Below are 16,225 nucleotides of genomic sequence, written 5' to 3'. Positions count from 1 at the left end.
AAGCATGGGAAATGAACCGGGAGGTGGTTCTGAACCCGGACGAAAAGTGAACAATTTTTTTCAAAAAAAAGCGACATCTCTGTTGACATAAAGCGGTCCGCATTCAAATCGTTGATCAGATTTTTTACAGAGTTTGCTGTTTCAAGCTTGCTGCGTCGCGCGGATTTGATCGCTTCGGTGGTTTCGGCATTCACCATATTCCCTGATTTCCCCCCACCCTATTTGCGCACTCTCAGCCGGAAATGCTACCTTGAACTGACAGCCGTCGCTGAATGAGCAACCTTGTCACCTTAGCCGCAACCGCCATGAAACTTGTCCGCCAGTTCCCGCTTTTCACATCCGCTCTTGTCGCCCTTGCGCTGCTCGTCGCGCCGTTGACGGCAGCCGTTGCCGAGCCGTTGCTCTTCTCGACGGGGCAGACGGTGTATGTGCCGTCGTACTCGCACATCTTTGTCGGCAACCGGCTGAAAACCTTTGACCTGACCACCTCGCTGGCGATCCGGAACTCCGATCCCGAAACGCCGATCACCGTTACGCGGGTTGACTATTACGACGCTTCGGGGCGCTTTATCCGCGCCATGATGAAAACGCCTCTTGTCCTCCGCCCCGTTTCGACGCTCGTCTATGTGATCGATGAGTCCGACAAAACGGGCGGCGTCGGGGCGAGTTTTCTCGTCGCATGGAGGTCGTCCAAAAAGGTCGCGCCGCCCGTCGTCGAAAGCGTGATGATCGGCACGGGAATGCAGCAGGGCATCTCCTTCACCTCGCGCGGGCAGGTGGTGCGCGAAACGCAACCGTGAATCCCCGTCATTGGCGGTCAATCGGGATCAATCGATTTTCAGCGAGGGTTTCGACGCCAGCGGCGACGGGTAGTACGAGACAAGGATATACGACGAAACCGCCATTGTCAGAATGGTCACCAGGTGCAGGAGTTGCGACGCGGTGTTGCTCAACAGCCCCTGTTCGGCTGCGATGACGGCGATGACGAAGGCGAACTCGCTGTTCTGGCCGAGCCTGACGCTCAGCTCCTTGCTGAATTTCGGTGTTTCGCCCGTCAGCTTCAGCGCCCGGCGGAAAACCAGCGGCTTGATGAAGAGCAAAAGCGCCGAAAGCAGGAGCGCCGGCAGGGCGATGCTTGTCATGAGCGAAAAATCGAGCTGCGCGCCAAGGGCGAAGAAGAAGAGAACGAGGAAAAAGTCACGGAACATCTTCAGCTCCTCGGCGATCACTCGCGCGATGAGGTGGTCGGCCAGCGAGACACCCGCGATGAACGCGCCGGTTTCGTGGCTCAGGCCCATCGCCTCCGCCGTGAGGGCGATGCCGAAGCACCAGCCGAGCACCAGCAGAGTCAGCAACTCCCGGTAGCGCTCAACCTGTTTGATGACACGGCTGAGCAGTGCGCGTTGCGCGACGAGCGCCACGACGACGAGCAAGACCCCCTTGAGAATTCCCAGCGAACCGGCGACCAGGGAGAGTTCCGCCTTTCCCTTGATGAACGCGATGAGCAGGATCGCCATGAGATCCTGAATAATCAGCACTGCGATGCCGAGCGCGCCCATGTGCTGCTGGTGCAGCGTACTGGTCGGCATGAGCTTGACGACCAGGATCGTGCTGGAGAACATCATCGCGCCTCCGCCGATGACCGCCTCGGTGGGCGTAAGGCCGATCGCCAGCAGGATGCCGCCCGAAACGAGCGCGAAGATGAGGCTCGTGGCGACCGTCATCGTAAAGGTGCGCCCGAAAGTCTCCACAATTTTGCCCGGATGCAGCGAAAGTCCGGCGATGAACAGGAGCAGCGTGATGCCGATTTTCGACACTTCGTCGATGAAGTCGATGTTGGAAACGAGCCTGAGTCCCCAGGGGCCGAGCGCGATTCCTGCGAGAATGTAGGCGATGATGATCGGCTGGCGCAACAGAAGCGAGAGCCACGCCAAGAGGGCCGAAGCCATGATGATGATGCCTATGTCGAAGTAGATGAAATCCTGCATGGTGGTCGGCTTCAGATTCCGGTTTCGATCTTCATGAAAAAGGTAGCAAGTTCCGACCTATTATTTCAACGAACGAACGCTCCTGCTGAAACATATCCTGCCCGAACAGCTTTTGTCGCGCGGGTTTTTTCTGTCTCCTGCTTGTCTTAACCCTTCCGGTAAGTTAAATTGGGGCCTGTTTGAACCGTCTCCGTATAATACAATCAATGGAAGGGGACGAAAATCTCATCAATTTCTGCAACGAGCATCACCACCATGGCACTGTTTGGCAAGAAATCCTCAGATTCATCAAAATCCGTCGCTGTTCCAAAAGCGTTCACCATCCAGATAGACCCCTCGAAATTCAATCTTGCCACCAAACCTGCGGGGCCGGTGCACGAGCAGCTCGAAACCCTCAAGCAGAAGCTCACCAAGCTCTCCTCGAACGTCGAGAACAACCTGATGCTGGTCGTCCGCGCTTCGACCAAGAAGGATAAAGCGCTGGCCGCCTCGGCTTTCGAGTTCGACGAGCGCTACATCCAGAAAGGCAAGTTCGAGGTCGAGTACATGACCCTTGCCTACCTGAACTTTCAGCAGCTTGGCGAGGCCGATCAGAAAATCGTGGCCAATGCGGGCATGATTCTCAAGGAGCTTGAGAAGATCGCGCAGTTCTGCCTCAACATCGCCGACAAGACCGAATACATCCAGCTCGCCAACGTCAAGGAGCTGCACAAGGACGAGTATGGCCTGAAGCCGATGGGCGACATCACCGCCGAGATGATCAAGAAGGCGGTCGAGGCGTTCGTCAGCGGCAACTCGAAACACGCCTCGGAGACGCTCGACATGATGAAGGAGATCGAAGATTTGTACCAGGCGGCGGTCAGGAAGCTCAAGGCCGAGGTCAACGACTCGAATATCACCAACTTCACCGGCATTCTCTCCGTCGTCGAGCACGTACACGCCACCGCCGAACTCTCCTGCGTGATCGCCCGGCACTTCTGCTGATCTCACGGCACAGAAAATTTTCAGAAGGCGGGCGAGTCCCGCCTTCTTTTTTTTCGTCCAAACTTCCTATCATTGCAGGAAGAGTGCGTCGCGGCAAGCGTCCACAACGTCCATTTTTTCCATCTTTTTTCCATGAAACACCGTAACCGGATCATAGCTGTGGCGCTGCTCGTGGCGGTTGCCGCCGTGGCGTTCCTCGCTTTGCAGAGAAAGCCCGAACCGGCAACGCCCGCCTGCGAGAGCCAGCCATCGGCGACGACGGCCATCGCCGTGAGCGTCGAGCCTGCCGCCGTGGCTTCGGTGCGCGACAGCCTCTCCCTTGTCGCGCTCGTCGAGGCGTGGCGCGATGTCGATCTTCACGCCGAGACCTCCGGCATTGTCCGCTCGCTCTCCTCCGAGGTCGGCCAGAAGATGGCGGCGGGCCAGCCGCTCCTCAAGGTCGATGCCGAGGTGGCGGCCTCCGCCTTGCGCAAGGCCCGCGTGAACCGCGAGCTGGCGCGGCGCGATTTCGAGCGCTACGACAGGCTTCAGAAAGAGGGGGCCGTGGCGGCGTCGAGCGCCGAGGCGATGCGGCTCAAGCTCGAAGATGCCGAGGCCGACCTTGTCTCCGCTCGCCGCCGCGTGGAGGACACCGCCGTCAAGGCGCCCTTCGCGGGCGTCGTCACCTCGCGGCTCGTCGAGGTGGGCGACCTCGTTCAGCCGGGCATGAAGGTGGCCAACATGGTCGATCTCTCGAAGCTCAAAATCGTCTCGTCGATTCCTGAAAAACAGGTCTCGCTCATCGCCGAGGGGATGGCGGTGCAGGTGACGACCGACGTCTGGCCGGGCAAGGAATTTCTGGCGAAGGTGCTCTCCGTCAGCGCGAAGTCGTCGCGCGACCACACCTACCGGGTCGAGTCGGTTATGGACAATCCGAAAGAGACGCCGTTTCGCGCCGGGATGTTCGCCCGTGCGGCCTTTGTCGGGCGCTCCTCCCGCCAGGCGCTGCTGATTCCCCGCCGGGCGCTCGCGGGCAGCATCGCCGCACCCGAAGTGTTCGTCGTCAGCGGCGGCAGGGCGCGGCTGAAAAAAATCGTCGCCGGAGGCGAATACGGCACTCGCATCGAGGTGTTGCAGGGGCTTGCCGCCGGTGACCGGGTGGTCGTCAGCGGCCAGAGCGACCTCGACGACGGCTCGCCGGTGACGGTCTCGCAAGGGGAGGCCGGGCGGTGAAACGGACGATTACGGGGATCGCCATCGAGCGTCCGACGCTGGTTGCCGTCATCTTTTCGGTGCTTTTCATCCTCGGCTTTTTCAGCTACCGGCAGCTCCAGTACGAGCTGCTGCCGCGCATGAGTACGCCATACGTGACCATCACGACGCTCTATTCGGGAGCGTCGCCGGACGAAATCGAGACCTCCGTCACCAAGCCGGTCGAAGAGGCGGTTTCGGCCATCGAGAAAATTTCGGCCATCAACTCCTCCTCTCGCGAAGGGGTGTCGCTGGTGACGATCGAGTTTGCCAGCGATGCCGACATCGACCTCGCCTTGCAGGATGTGCAGCGCAAGGTGAACGAAGCGCGTGGCGAACTGCCCGACGGCATCGAGACGCCGGTCGTCTCCCGCTTCGCCATCGACGAGCTGCCAGTGCTGCGCCTCGGCGCGACCTCGAAGCTCTCCGACACCGAATTCTACCAGCTCCTCAAGGACGAGATCAAGCCCGCGCTCTCGAACATCAGCGGCGTGGGGCAGGTGGGCATTCTTGGCGGGCGCGAGCGCGAGATCAGGGTGAACATCGATCCGGGTCGTCTCGAAAGCTTCGGCTTGACTGCGGGCGACCTGCTCGAAGCGGTTGGCAAGGCCAACATCGACTTTCCGACCGGCACGGTCGAAGCGCCCGACCGCAAGTTCGTGGTGCGTCTGTCGGGCAAGTTCACGAGCCTCGATGAGCTGAAGAGCCTCGTGGTGCGCGACGCCGGAGCGGAGGGCGCCGTCCGGCTGCGCGACGTGGCCGAGGTGCAGGATACCTTTCAGGAGATCGGAACCATGACGAGGATCGATGGCAAGAACGCCGTCGGCATCGTGGTGGTCAAGCAGAACGACGCCAACACCGTCGAGGTGTGCCGCCTCGTGCGCGAAAAGCTCCGGACGCTCGAAGCGCAGTACCGCGACCGGGGGCTGAAATTCGACATTGCGCAGGACGCCTCGACCTTCACCCGCGACGCCGTCGAGGCGGTGCAGCACGACCTGTTTCTGGCCATCGTGCTCGTGGCGCTCGTGATGCTGCTTTTTCTGCACAGCCTGCGCAACTCGCTCATCGTGATGGTCTCGATTCCCACCTCGCTGGTGACCACCTTCATCGGCATGTATCTCTTCGGCTTCTCGCTCAATCTCATGACGCTGCTCGCCCTGTCGCTCGTCATCGGCGTGCTGGTGGACGACTCCATTGTGGTGCTCGAAAACATCTACCGCCACCTCGAACGGGGCGAAGCGCCTCGCGAGGCGGCGCTCGTCGGACGGAACGAGATTGGCTTTACGGCGGTGGCGATCACGCTGGTTGACGTAGTGGTCTTCCTGCCGCTCTCGCTGCTCAGCGGCCTCGTTGGTGACATCCTGCGGGAGTTCTCCGTCGTCATGGTCATCTCAACCATGCTGAGTCTGTTCGTCTCCTTCACGGTGACGCCGCTGCTCGCCTCGCGCTTCTCCAAAGTCGAGCGCCTCTCCGCCGAAACCTTCGGCGGGCGTGTCGCCACCGCCATCGAACGCTGGTACGAGCGCGGGCGCGACTGGTACATTGCGCTGCTCGGCTGGGGGCTGAAGCACTCCGGCAAGGTGATTCTGACGGCGACGCTTCTGTTCTTCTCGTCGTTCGCGCTCGTCATCGCCGGAAAGATCGGCGGCGAGTTCATCGAGGTCTCCGACCGTGGCGACTTTTCGGTGATGCTCGAACTCGAACCCGGCACGAGCCTCCGACAGACCGACCGTTTCATCCGCACTGTCGAGCGCCAGATTCAGGCCTATCCCGAAGTCGAAAAGGTGCTCGCGGTCGTCGGCGCCTCGAACGAGGGATTTCTCGGCCAAAGCTCCGACCACGTGGCCGAACTCAACGTTCGCCTGATTCCCAAGGAGAAGCGCAAGCGCTCGACCGACAGCATGATGCAGCTCATACGGCGCGAGCTGACCGGCACTCCGGGCCTCAAGACGAGCATCAACCCCATCGGCATCTTCGGCACGGCCAACGAAACGCCCGTCACGGTGATTCTGAGCGGGCCGAAGCGCGACGAGATCGCCCGCGCCGCCGCCGCCCTGCGCGACAGCCTCAAGACGGTGCGCGGCACGGCGGACGTGCGGCTGAGTTCGCAGCCCGGTACGCCTGAAATGCACGTGGTCGTGGATCGCGAGCAGATGGCCGCCTTCGGCCTCTCCATCGCCGACGTGGGTTCGGCCATGCGCATCGCCTGGGAGGGCGACGACAGCAACAAGTACCGCGAGCAAGGCGACGAGTACGACATCCGCCTGATTTTCGACGAAGCCTACCGCCGCGCCACCGGTGGCATTCCCGATCTTTCGTTCCGGGCGAAGGATGGCGGCCTGGTGCGGCTCGGTCAGTTCTCGCGCCTCGAACAGTCGCGCGGCTACGCCCTTCTGCAACGCCACAACCGCAACGAAGCGGTGTGGGTCAAGGCGCAGGTGGTTGGTCGCCCGGTTGGCGATATTGGCGGCGACATCGAGCGCATCATCGGCAACATGCGGAGGTCAGGCGTGATGCCGGCGAGCGTCACGCATACCTACGAAGCCGACCTCAAGCGGCAGGGCGAGTCGAACGTCAACCTGCTCTACGCCTTCATGGTGGCGATCATCTTCGTCTATCTCATCATGGTCGCGCTCTACAACTCGTGGATATGGCCGATGGTGGTGATGTTCTCGATTCCGCTGGCCATCATCGGCGCGCTCTGGTCGCTGGCGCTGTTTGGCAAATCGCTGAGTATTTTCACGATTCTCGGCATCATCATGCTCATCGGCCTGGTCGGCAAGAACGCGATTTTGCTGGTTGACTTCATCAACAAGTTCCGCGAGGAGGGCATGGAACTCACCGCCGCCATCACCGAAGCCGGGCGCGAGCGGCTCCGCCCGATCCTCATGACGACGCTCACGCTCATTTTCGGCCTCATGCCGATCGCCCTCTCCGCCAGCTCCGGCTCCGAATGGAAATCCGGCCTCGCCCTCGCCCTCGTCGGCGGCCTCTCCAGCTCGATGTTCCTCACGCTGCTGGTGATCCCCGTGGTCTATGTCTGGTTCGACCGGGTGAAGCGCTGGGTTGAGGGGAAGCGGGGGAAGGGGTAATGGATAATGGATAATGGATAATGGATAATGGATAATGGATAATGGATAATGGATAATGGATAATGGATAATGGATAATGGATAGTTGTAGGGGCGACTGGCTGGTCGCCCTTTTCGCGTTGATGATTTCCCCTGCGCCTGTCGTAAATCGCGAACTCTTTGTTATCTTTTAACTTACGCCTGATTTTCGGGCCGAGCGCCCTTATCCGTTCCGTTTCCAATTTCGCTGTTCAATGATAGAAGACATCAAAAAAACGCTCTGGGCTTCGGCTGACAAGCTCCGGGCGAACATGGATCCCGCCGATTACAAGCACATCGTGCTTGGCCTGATTTTTCTCAAATACATCTCCGACAGTTTCGGCTCGCACCGGCAGCAACTCGCGATGCGTTTTTCCGATGCCGAGGATGATTTCTATCTCGACGACGCGACTCTGGCTATGATTTCCGAAGAGCTTGAAGACCGCGACTACTACACCGAATCCAACGTCTTCTGGGTACCCGAAGGCGCTCGCTGGGAAAATCTGCAGGCTTACGCCAAGCAGCCCGATATCGGCAAGCGGATCGATGATGCGCTGGTGCTGATCGAAACCGAAAATCCGAAGCTCAAGGGCATTCTCGATAAACGCTACGCCAAAGTTCACCTGCCCGACGGCAAGCTCGGCGAGCTGGTCGATCTCATTTCGACCATCGGTTTTGGCGACACCGGCCAGAACGCCCGTGACCTGCTTGGGCAGGTTTATGAGTACTTCATCGGCATGTTCGCCAGCGCCGAGGGCAAGCGGGGCGGGCAGTTCTACACCCCGGCCAGCATCGTCCGGACGCTCGTCGAGGTGCTCGCGCCGCACCACGGGCAGGTCTATGACCCCTGCTGCGGCTCCAGCGGCATGTTTGTGCAGTCCGAAAAGTTCATCGAGGCGCACGGCGGCAGCATGGGCGACATCTCCATCTACGGGCAGGAGTCGAACCCGACGACGTGGCGGCTCGCGGCGATGAACCTCGCCATTCGCGGGCTGGACTACTTTCTCGGCAAGGAGCCTGCCGATTCGTTTGTGCGCGACCAGCACCCCGACCTTCGCGCCGATTTCGTGCTTGCCAATCCGCCGTTCAACATCTCCGATTGGTGGCACGGCAGCCTCGAAGGTGATCCCCGCTGGCTCTATGGCACACCGCCGAAAGGCAACGCCAACTTCGCCTGGTTGCAGCACATTTTGCACCACCTCAATCCAACCGGACGCGCTGGCATTGTGCTGGCCAACGGCTCCATGTCCTCCACAACCAACACCGAGGGCGACATCCGCCGCGCGATGATCGAGGCGGACAAGGTAGAGGTGATGGTCGCTTTGCCGGGTCAGCTTTTCTATAATGTCCAGATTCCGGTCTGCCTCTGGTTCCTCGTCAAAGAGAAGCGCGTTCGCAAGGGGGAAGTGCTTTTCATCGACGCCCGAAAGCTCGGCAACATGAAAACCCGTGTCCAGAAGGAGTTTTCCGACGAGGAGATAGCGAGGATCGCCGACACCGTCCACGCCTGGCGCGGCGATGGCCAGTACGAGGATGTTCCCGGCTTCTGCGCCTCCGTGTCGCTGGAGAATATCGCCGAACACGGCCACGTGCTCACCCCCGGCCGCTACGTCGGAGCCGAAGCCGTCGAGGAGGACGATGAAGCCTTCGCCGAAAAGATGCAGCGTTTGACCGAAACCCTCGGCGAGCAGATGTCGAGAGGCGCGGAACTGGATGAACTCATCCGCGAAAAGCTGGGAGGGCTGGGGTATGAGTTCTGAACGGTCTGCACCACTGCGAGAGAGCGAGTGCGTCGAACTGAAAAAAAGCCTTGCCGAACTGAAGCAGGGAGTGATTTCAATGGTTGCTATTCTCAACAAGCATGGTGCCGGTGAACTTTGGTTTGGTGTAGCGCCAAACGGAAGCGTGGTTGGTCTCGATGTCAGTGAAAAAACACTCCGTGATCTGTCACAGAGTATCGGGGCGCATATTGAACCCCGGATCTACCCGCAGATCGAGCTTGCGATGCTTGACGGCAAGAGCTGTCTTCATATCGCCTTCAGCGGAAAGGACATGCCATATTTCGCCTGGGGCCGCGCCTATATGCGGGTTGCCGATGAGGATCGCCAGCTTACCACCCGTGAACTGGAAAACATTATTCTGCACAAGCACAAAGAGGCCATGCGTTGGGATAACGAACCCTGCGAGCCGGAAACCCTCTCTATGGAGAAGCTCGATGCCGGTAAAATCAGGCGCTTCGTTGAACTTGCAGAACTGAGCTGGGATAATGCAGAAAACGCTCTTGACAAGCTGAGCCTCATCAGGAACGGAAAGCTGCTGAATGCAGCAAAACTTTTCTTTGCCGCTGAACCCCCGCTTCAGCTTCGGTGTGCCGTGTTTGCAACCACCAGCAGCTCCACCATCATTGACCGTCACGACTTTGACGGCGATATTCTTGAACTGATCGAGGAGGCGCAAAAATACATTCTCAGGAACATTCATATCGGAATGCGTCTCGATGGACTCTACCGGGTCGATGTGCCGGAAATTTCAATGGCCGCATTGCGGGAAGCGATCATCAACGCTTTCTGCCATCGCGACTATCGCGACCCCGACTACGTCCAGATTGCCGTTTTCAAAAACCGCGTTGAAATACGCAACCCCGGCGGACTTTATGACGGACTGTCGATAGAAGAGATGCGCAGGGGCAACGTCTCGCGCCGCCGAAATCCTCTGATTGCAGAGCTGTTCCGCCGAATCCATATGGTTGAAGGGTGGGGTCGCGGAATGCCGCTCATTCTTGAAAATGCTCCCACGGTACAGTTCAGCCAGACCGCCGGCCTGTTTATCGCCAGTTTCGAACGGCCCTCGTATGCTGAGGATGTTGCGCAGGTTGAGGCTGACACTACAGGAAAAACTGTCGATAAGACTGTCGATAAGACTGTCGATAAGACTGTCGATAAGACCGTAATGACCGAAAGGGAAAAAGAGTTGTGTCATTTGGTACGTCAGAATCCGAACATTACACAGAATGAGATGGCAGATCAGCTTGGACTCACCGAACGAGGAGTTCGTTACCTGACTGACAAGCTTCAGAAGCAAGGCATTTTGCGGCGAATTGGGGGAAAAAAGGCGGGAATCTGGCAAGTTATTGATACGGAAGCATCCGGGAGGGCTGGGATATGAGTTCTGAGTGGAATACGATTAAGTTAAAAGATTTTGCAGATATAAATCCAAGACGAACGATAATCAAGAATTCTTTAGTTCCTTATATCGAAATGTCTGCATTACCTATGAATGATCGAGATATACCAGTATTTAATATTGGAACGAGGCTGAATAAAAGTGGTGGAGGATCAAAATTTCAGAATGGCGACACTTTGCTTGCCAGAATTACGCCATGCTTAGAAAATGGAAAAACAGGACTTGTTCAAACACTTAAAAATAACGAATGTGGTCTTGGTTCAACAGAATTTATTGTACTTGGTCCAAGATCAAATGACGATATAAATTTCCTCTACTACTTATCAAAAAGTCCTGAATTTCGAGATTATGCAATTGCTCGAATGGAAGGTACTTCTGGAAGGCAGCGTGTATCGAGAGATACTATAGGAGAATACAGATTTTTATGTCCTCCAATTATTGAAAGAAAAACAATTGGAGCATTGCTTGCCGCCCTCGACGACCGCATCGCGCTGCTTCGCGAAACCAACGCCACGCTTGAATCCATCGCGCAGGCGATTTTCAAGTCGTGGTTCATCGACTTCGACCCCGTCAAAGCCAGGCAGCAAGGGCAGGAGCCGCAAGGCATGGATGCCGCCACCGCCGCACTCTTCCCCGATGCTTTTCAGGACTCCGAGCTTGGGCCGATTCCGGCGGGGTGGGAGGTTTTGTCTTTGGGAGAACTTGTCTGCACTGTCGGTGGAGGAACACCATCTACAAAAGATATTTCTTATTGGCAGCCTGCTGAATTTGCATGGACAACGCCCAAGGATTTGTCTGCTCAGGATTCGCCTGTTTTATTGAAGACAGAACGCATGATCTCTGCAAAAGGCGTTGAAAAATTAAGCTCAGGATTATTACCAAAAGGCACATTATTGTTGTCGTCTCGTGCTCCTATTGGTTATCTGGCAATTGCCGGAATTCCTTTGTGTATTAATCAGGGCTACATTGCGATTTTGCCGGATAGTGTTCTTTCACCTTTGTATATGTTGTTCTGGTGCAAGAATCATATGGAGTTGATCAAAAATCGCTCAAATGGTTCAACATTTTTGGAAATCAATAAGAAATCTTTCAGGGGAATATCAGCAATAAAACCTCCCGATGTTTTGCTCAAGTGTTTTACGGATTTGATTACACCTGTTTTTGATCGTATAGTCGAGAATGAACAGAAATCTCAAACCCTCGTCTCGATCCGCGACGCGCTTCTGCCGCGACTGATTTCGGGGAAGCTTCGTTTGCCGGAGGCTGAGGCGATGGTCGGGGAGGCGGGGCTGTGAGTTACGAACCGCCATACTCCCTGACGCCGCTCATCGTGCAGCATGTGGCGGAGATCGTCGAGCTGGTCACCCGGTGGCGCGTCCATCGGTGCACCCGTTGATCGCCAGTTGCGTGTTCCACTACGAGTTCGAGTTTATCCATCCGTTCGCGGACGGAAACGGACGCATGGGCCGGTTATGGCAAACGTTGATTCTCAGCCACTGGCAACCGGTGCTGGTCTATCTGCCGGTGGAAACCGTCATCAAAGCACGCCAGGCAGACTACTATCAGGTTCTGGCGCAAGCCGACAACGCCGGAGACTCCACCGTCTTCATCGAGTTCATGCTTCACGCCCTGCATGACGCTTTGACCGAAGCGCTTTCAAAAACGTCGGAGAAAATGTCGGAGAAAATGTCGGGCAAAACGTCGGAGAAAATCATCATGGCACTTCAAGGCAATCCATCGTTGACCATTGCGGAGCTGGCAAGCGCACTCGGCATCTCGAACCGAACCATCGAACGCAATCTCCAGAAGTTGCAGCAAGATGGACGTTTACGCCGCATCGGCCCGGCAAAAGGCGGCCATTGGGAGGTACAACCATGATGACCGAAGATCAACTCGAACGGGAAGCCATCGCCTGGCTCGCGGAAACCGGATACCAGCACTGCTTCGGCCCCGACATCGCGCCCGACGGAGACGCGCCGGAACGCGCGAGCTACCGCGAGGTCGTGCTCGCTTCGCGCTTGCGGGAGGCTATCGCCCGGCTCAATCCGCAGATTCCCGCTGCTGCTTGCGAAGACGCCGTGCAGCAGGTGCTCAAGCTCGACCATCCCGTTCAGCTCTCGGCCAACCAGACGTTTCACCGCCTGCTCGTCAACGGCGTTCCGGTCGAGTATCAAAAGGAGGGGGAAATGCGCGGCGACCTCGCGCGGCTCGTCGATTTCGGAAATCCGTCAAAAAACGACTGGCTCGCCGTCAACCAGTTTACCGTTCAGGGGCCGCGCCACAACCGCCGCCCGGACATCGTGCTCTTCGTCAACGGCCTGCCGCTGGTGGTCATCGAGCTGAAGAATCCGGCTGACGAAAACGCCGATCTCCGCAAGGCTTTCGATCAGCTCCAGACCTACAAAGAGCAGATTTCCGACCTGTTCCGCTACAACGAAATCCTCGTCATTTCTGACGGTAGCGATGCCCGCATGGCCTCGCTTTCGTCGAGCATCGAGCGCTTCATGGCGTGGCGCAGCATCGACGGCGAAACGCTCGATCCGCTCGGTCAGTTCAACGAGCTTGAAACCATGATCCGCGGCATCTTCGAGCCGGTGCGCCTCTGCGACTATCTCCGCTTTTTCATCCTCTTCGAGGACGAAGGCGAGCTCATCAAAAAGATCGCCGGGTATCACCAGTACTTCGCCGTGCGCACGGCCATCGAGCGCGTCGTCACCGCCTCGCAGACGACGGGCGACCACAAAGGCGGCGTGGTGTGGCATACGCAGGGTTCCGGCAAGAGCATCACGATGGTCTGTTTCGCGGCCCGCGTCATGCGCGAAACCGCCATGCAGAACCCGACCATCGTCGTTATCACCGACCGCAACGACCTCGACGGCCAGCTCTTCGGCGTTTTTTCGCTCTCGCAGGATCTCCTGCGCGAACAGCCCGCGCAGGCCGAAAGCCGCCACGACCTTCGCGCGAAACTCGCCAACCGGCCATCGGGCGGCATCATCTTCACCACCATCCAGAAGTTCATGCCGGGCGATGAGGAGACACGGTTCCCCATGCTCTCCCTTCGGCACAACATCGTGGTGATCGCCGACGAAGCGCATCGCACCCAGTACGGCTTCGAGGCGAAGTTCCGGGGCGACGCCAGAGGCTATCAGCCCGGCTACGCCCAGCACCTGCGCGACGCCTTGCCGAACGCCACCTTCGTGGCCTTCACCGGTACGCCGGTATCGAGCGAAGACCGCGACACCCGCGCCGTTTTCGGCGACTACATCCACATCTACGACATCCAGCAAGCCAAAGAGGACGGCGCGACCGTGCCGATCTTCTTCGAGTCGCGCCTCGCCAAACTCAGTCTCGATCGGGAGCTGTTGCCGGAGATCGACGAGGAGGTGGAGGAGTTGACCGAAGACGAAGAGGAGGCCGAACGCAATCGCCAGATGAGCCGTTGGGCGGCGCTTGAAAAGGTGGTCGGCTCCGAACCGCGCATCCGGCAGGTGGCCGATGATCTCGTTTCCCACTTCGAGGAGCGCTGCAACGCCGTGGCCGGCAAAGGGATGATCGTCGCCATGAGCCGCGAAATCTGCGTTCACCTCTACGACGCCATCGTTGCGCTCCGGCCGGAATGGCACAACGACGACGCCGAAAAAGGGGCGATCAAGATCATCATGACCGGCTCGGCCAGCGACAAGCCACTGCTTCGCCCGCACATTTACTCCGCCCAAACCAAAAAGCGCCTCGAAAAGCGCTTCAAAGATCCCGAAGATCCGCTTCGCCTCGTCATTGTCCGCGACATGTGGCTCACCGGTTTCGACGCGCCCAGCGTTCACACCATGTACGTTGACAAGCCCATGAAAAGCCACAACCTCATGCAGGCCATCGCCCGCGTTAACCGGGTCTTCCGCGACAAGCAGGGCGGCCTCGTCGTCGATTACATCGGCATCGCCAACGACCTCAAGAAAGCCCTCAAAGATTATACATCGAGCAAAGGCCGGGGAAAACCCACCGTCGATGCCAACGAAGCACTTGCCCTCCTGCTCGAACAGCTCGACATTCTGCGCGGGATGCTGCACGGCTTCGACTATGGCAGCTTTCTCACCGGCGGCCACCGGCTCATGGCCCAGGCGGCCAACCACATCCTCGGCCTCGACGATGGAAAGAAACGGTTCAGCGACACGGCCCTCGCCATGTCGAGAGCCTTCAGCCTCTCTTGCACCCTCGACGAAGCCAAAGCCGTTCGCGAAGAGGTCGCCTTCTTTCAGGCGGTGAAAGTCATGCTGACTAAAAGGGAGAAAACCGAAAAGAAACGCACGGAAGAAGAGAAGGAGCTGGCTATCCGCCAGATCATCGGCAACGCGCTCGTCTCCGAAGATGTTCTCGACGTCTTCGACGCCGTCGGACTCGACAAGCCAAACATCGGCATCCTCGACGACGCCTTTCTCGAAGAGGTGCGTAATCTGCCCGAACGCAACCTTGCTGTCGAACTGCTCGAACGCCTGCTTGCCGGAGAAGTTCGCTCCCGGTTTTCATCGAACATCGTTCAGCAGAAGAAGTTCTCCGACCTGCTGGACAGTGTCGTCAAACGTTACCAGAACCGCGCCATCGAAACCGCGCAGGTTATCGAAGAGCTGGTCGCCATGGCAAAGAAGTTCCAGGAAGCCGTCCACAGAGGCGAAAACCTCGGCCTCAACCCCGACGAACTCGCCTTCTACGACGCCCTCGCCAATAGCGAAGAAGCCCTCCTCCAGATGGGCGACGAAATCCTCAAGACCATCGCCCACGAACTCGCCGAAAACCTCCGCAAAAGCCTCACCGTTGACTGGTCAAAACGCGAAAGCGTCCGCGCCCGCCTCCGGCTACTGGTCAAGCGCATCCTGCGCAAATACAAGTATCCGCCAACCAAACAGGACGAAGCGATCCAGCTCGTGCTCGCGCAGGCCGAAATGCTGGGCCAGACGTGGGCGGCGTGAGTAACCGCAGGGTCATGAGTCTTATGAACAGATTCTCCGCGTGAGCCTACCTTCTCACATTGCCGTCGATTTCGCGGAGTTGGTCGATCTCCTCGTCACTCACCCCGGCTTCGGAGAATTCCGTTTTCCAGCTTTCGACGGCGGCATACACTTCATCGACAATCCGTTGGCAGCCGCTGACTCCCCAGGCGCGTCCAGGTTTTACCAAGCCGACGCCGACGAATGGAACCGCCGATTGACACGGCCTAAGGTTTGAGGCATGCCTAATCCCCAATTTTCCCCCATCCGCGCACTTTCAACACCCCTTTAACGTTGGGAGTGGCTGTATTTAGCCTGTAACTGTTATCTTCCTGAAAGAAACGCCTGAACCATTTTTTTATGAGTCTGTTCGATCGTCAGCCGCCGGTGGTCTGGATCAGCCGGGTTGCTCTCGCTTTTGTGTGGATCTATCAGGGCATCGTGCCGAAGCTGGTTTGCCAGAGTCCCGTCGAGCTTGGATTGCTCGCCCATCTCGGGCCGCTCTACGGCTTTATGTGCTCCGTGATGGGGTATGGCGAAATGCTGTTCGGCTTGCTGATTCTGCTTTCGCCGTGGCGCTGGCCGTTCCTTTTGAACATCGCGGCGATGCTGAGTCTGTTGGGCTTTGTGTCGCTTCATGAACCAGCCCTGCTGACAGAAGCGTTCAATCCGGTATCGCTCAACGCGGCGGTGATAGCGCTTTCTGTCATCGCGTTCATCTCCATGCGCAAGCCCGCAGCGTGACCGGGCAG

13 protein-coding genes are annotated in these 16,225 nt (G+C 58.1%); 10 read left to right on the top strand and 3 right to left on the bottom strand.

Annotated features, from left to right (window positions below):
- The coding region (locus tag EST62_RS13635) for a hypothetical protein (protein ID WP_371414673.1) at positions 1-197 on the bottom strand (197 nt) is incomplete at its 3' end.
- A 108-nt stretch (positions 198-305) separates the two neighbouring features.
- Here EST62_RS13635 and EST62_RS04200 point away from each other — a divergent pair.
- A complete protein-coding gene (locus tag EST62_RS04200) occupies positions 306-800 on the top strand; it encodes a DUF3124 domain-containing protein (RefSeq protein WP_129050856.1) in 495 nt (164 codons plus the stop codon).
- Between the two features lie 27 nt (positions 801-827).
- On the opposite strand, the gene EST62_RS04195 is transcribed toward EST62_RS04200, so the two are convergent.
- The gene (locus tag EST62_RS04195) at positions 828-1,988 is read right to left on the bottom strand and encodes a cation:proton antiporter (RefSeq protein WP_129050855.1); all 1,161 of its coding nucleotides are present in this window, start codon (positions 1,986-1,988) and stop codon (positions 828-830) included.
- A gap of 255 nt (positions 1,989-2,243) precedes the next feature.
- Here EST62_RS04195 and EST62_RS04190 point away from each other — a divergent pair, with 255 nt between their 5' ends.
- The 8 genes from EST62_RS04190 (at position 2,244) to EST62_RS04155 (ending at position 15,455) form a co-directional block, all read left to right on the top strand.
- The gene (locus EST62_RS04190) at positions 2,244-2,972 is read left to right on the top strand and encodes a PhoU domain-containing protein (RefSeq protein ID WP_129050854.1); all 729 of its coding nucleotides are present in this window, start codon (positions 2,244-2,246) and stop codon (positions 2,970-2,972) included.
- Positions 2,973-3,104: 132 nt separating this feature from the next.
- Entirely contained in the window at positions 3,105-4,184 is a 1,080-nt protein-coding gene (locus EST62_RS04185) for an efflux RND transporter periplasmic adaptor subunit (RefSeq protein ID WP_129050853.1), read from the top strand.
- A complete protein-coding gene (locus EST62_RS04180; protein ID WP_129050852.1) occupies positions 4,181-7,294 on the top strand; it encodes an efflux RND transporter permease subunit in 3,114 nt (1,037 codons plus the stop codon). The genes EST62_RS04185 and EST62_RS04180 overlap by 4 nt, the downstream gene beginning before the upstream one ends.
- A gap of 232 nt (positions 7,295-7,526) precedes the next feature.
- Positions 7,527-9,071 (top strand): class I SAM-dependent DNA methyltransferase, encoded by a 1,545-nt coding sequence (locus EST62_RS04175; protein ID WP_129050851.1) that lies wholly within the window; start codon positions 7,527-7,529, stop codon positions 9,069-9,071.
- Entirely contained in the window at positions 9,061-10,476 is a 1,416-nt protein-coding gene (locus tag EST62_RS04170) for an ATP-binding protein (protein WP_129050850.1), read from the top strand. Before EST62_RS04175 ends, EST62_RS04170 begins: the two co-directional genes overlap by 11 nt.
- Entirely contained in the window at positions 10,473-11,789 is a 1,317-nt protein-coding gene (locus tag EST62_RS04165) for a restriction endonuclease subunit S (protein WP_129050849.1), read from the top strand. Before EST62_RS04170 ends, EST62_RS04165 begins: the two co-directional genes overlap by 4 nt.
- Before the next feature lie 73 nt (positions 11,790-11,862).
- Positions 11,863-12,372, top strand: a complete 510-nt coding sequence (locus tag EST62_RS13745) for a Fic family protein (protein WP_245153458.1) — start codon at positions 11,863-11,865, stop codon at positions 12,370-12,372.
- Positions 12,372-15,455: a type I restriction endonuclease subunit R gene (locus tag EST62_RS04155; RefSeq protein ID WP_129050858.1), complete on the top strand. Its 3,084-nt coding sequence runs from the start codon at positions 12,372-12,374 to the stop codon at positions 15,453-15,455. The genes EST62_RS13745 and EST62_RS04155 overlap by 1 nt, the downstream gene beginning before the upstream one ends.
- Positions 15,456-15,501: 46 nt before the next feature.
- Here EST62_RS04155 and EST62_RS13400 read toward each other — a convergent pair whose 3' ends face one another.
- Complete coding sequence (locus tag EST62_RS13400; protein WP_167599172.1) at positions 15,502-15,663, bottom strand: hypothetical protein; 162 nt, start codon at positions 15,661-15,663, stop codon at positions 15,502-15,504.
- 170 nt (positions 15,664-15,833) lie between these two features.
- Here EST62_RS13400 and EST62_RS04150 point away from each other — a divergent pair, with 170 nt between their 5' ends.
- Positions 15,834-16,217 (top strand): DoxX-like family protein, encoded by a 384-nt coding sequence (locus EST62_RS04150; RefSeq protein ID WP_129050848.1) that lies wholly within the window; start codon positions 15,834-15,836, stop codon positions 16,215-16,217.
- Positions 16,218-16,225: the final 8 nt, after the last annotated feature.

Origin of the sequence: Chlorobaculum sp. 24CR (genome assembly GCF_004118635.1) — a bacterium.
GTDB lineage: Bacteria > Bacteroidota > Chlorobiia > Chlorobiales > Chlorobiaceae > Chlorobaculum.
This window is presented reverse-complemented; position numbering and strand designations above follow the sequence as displayed.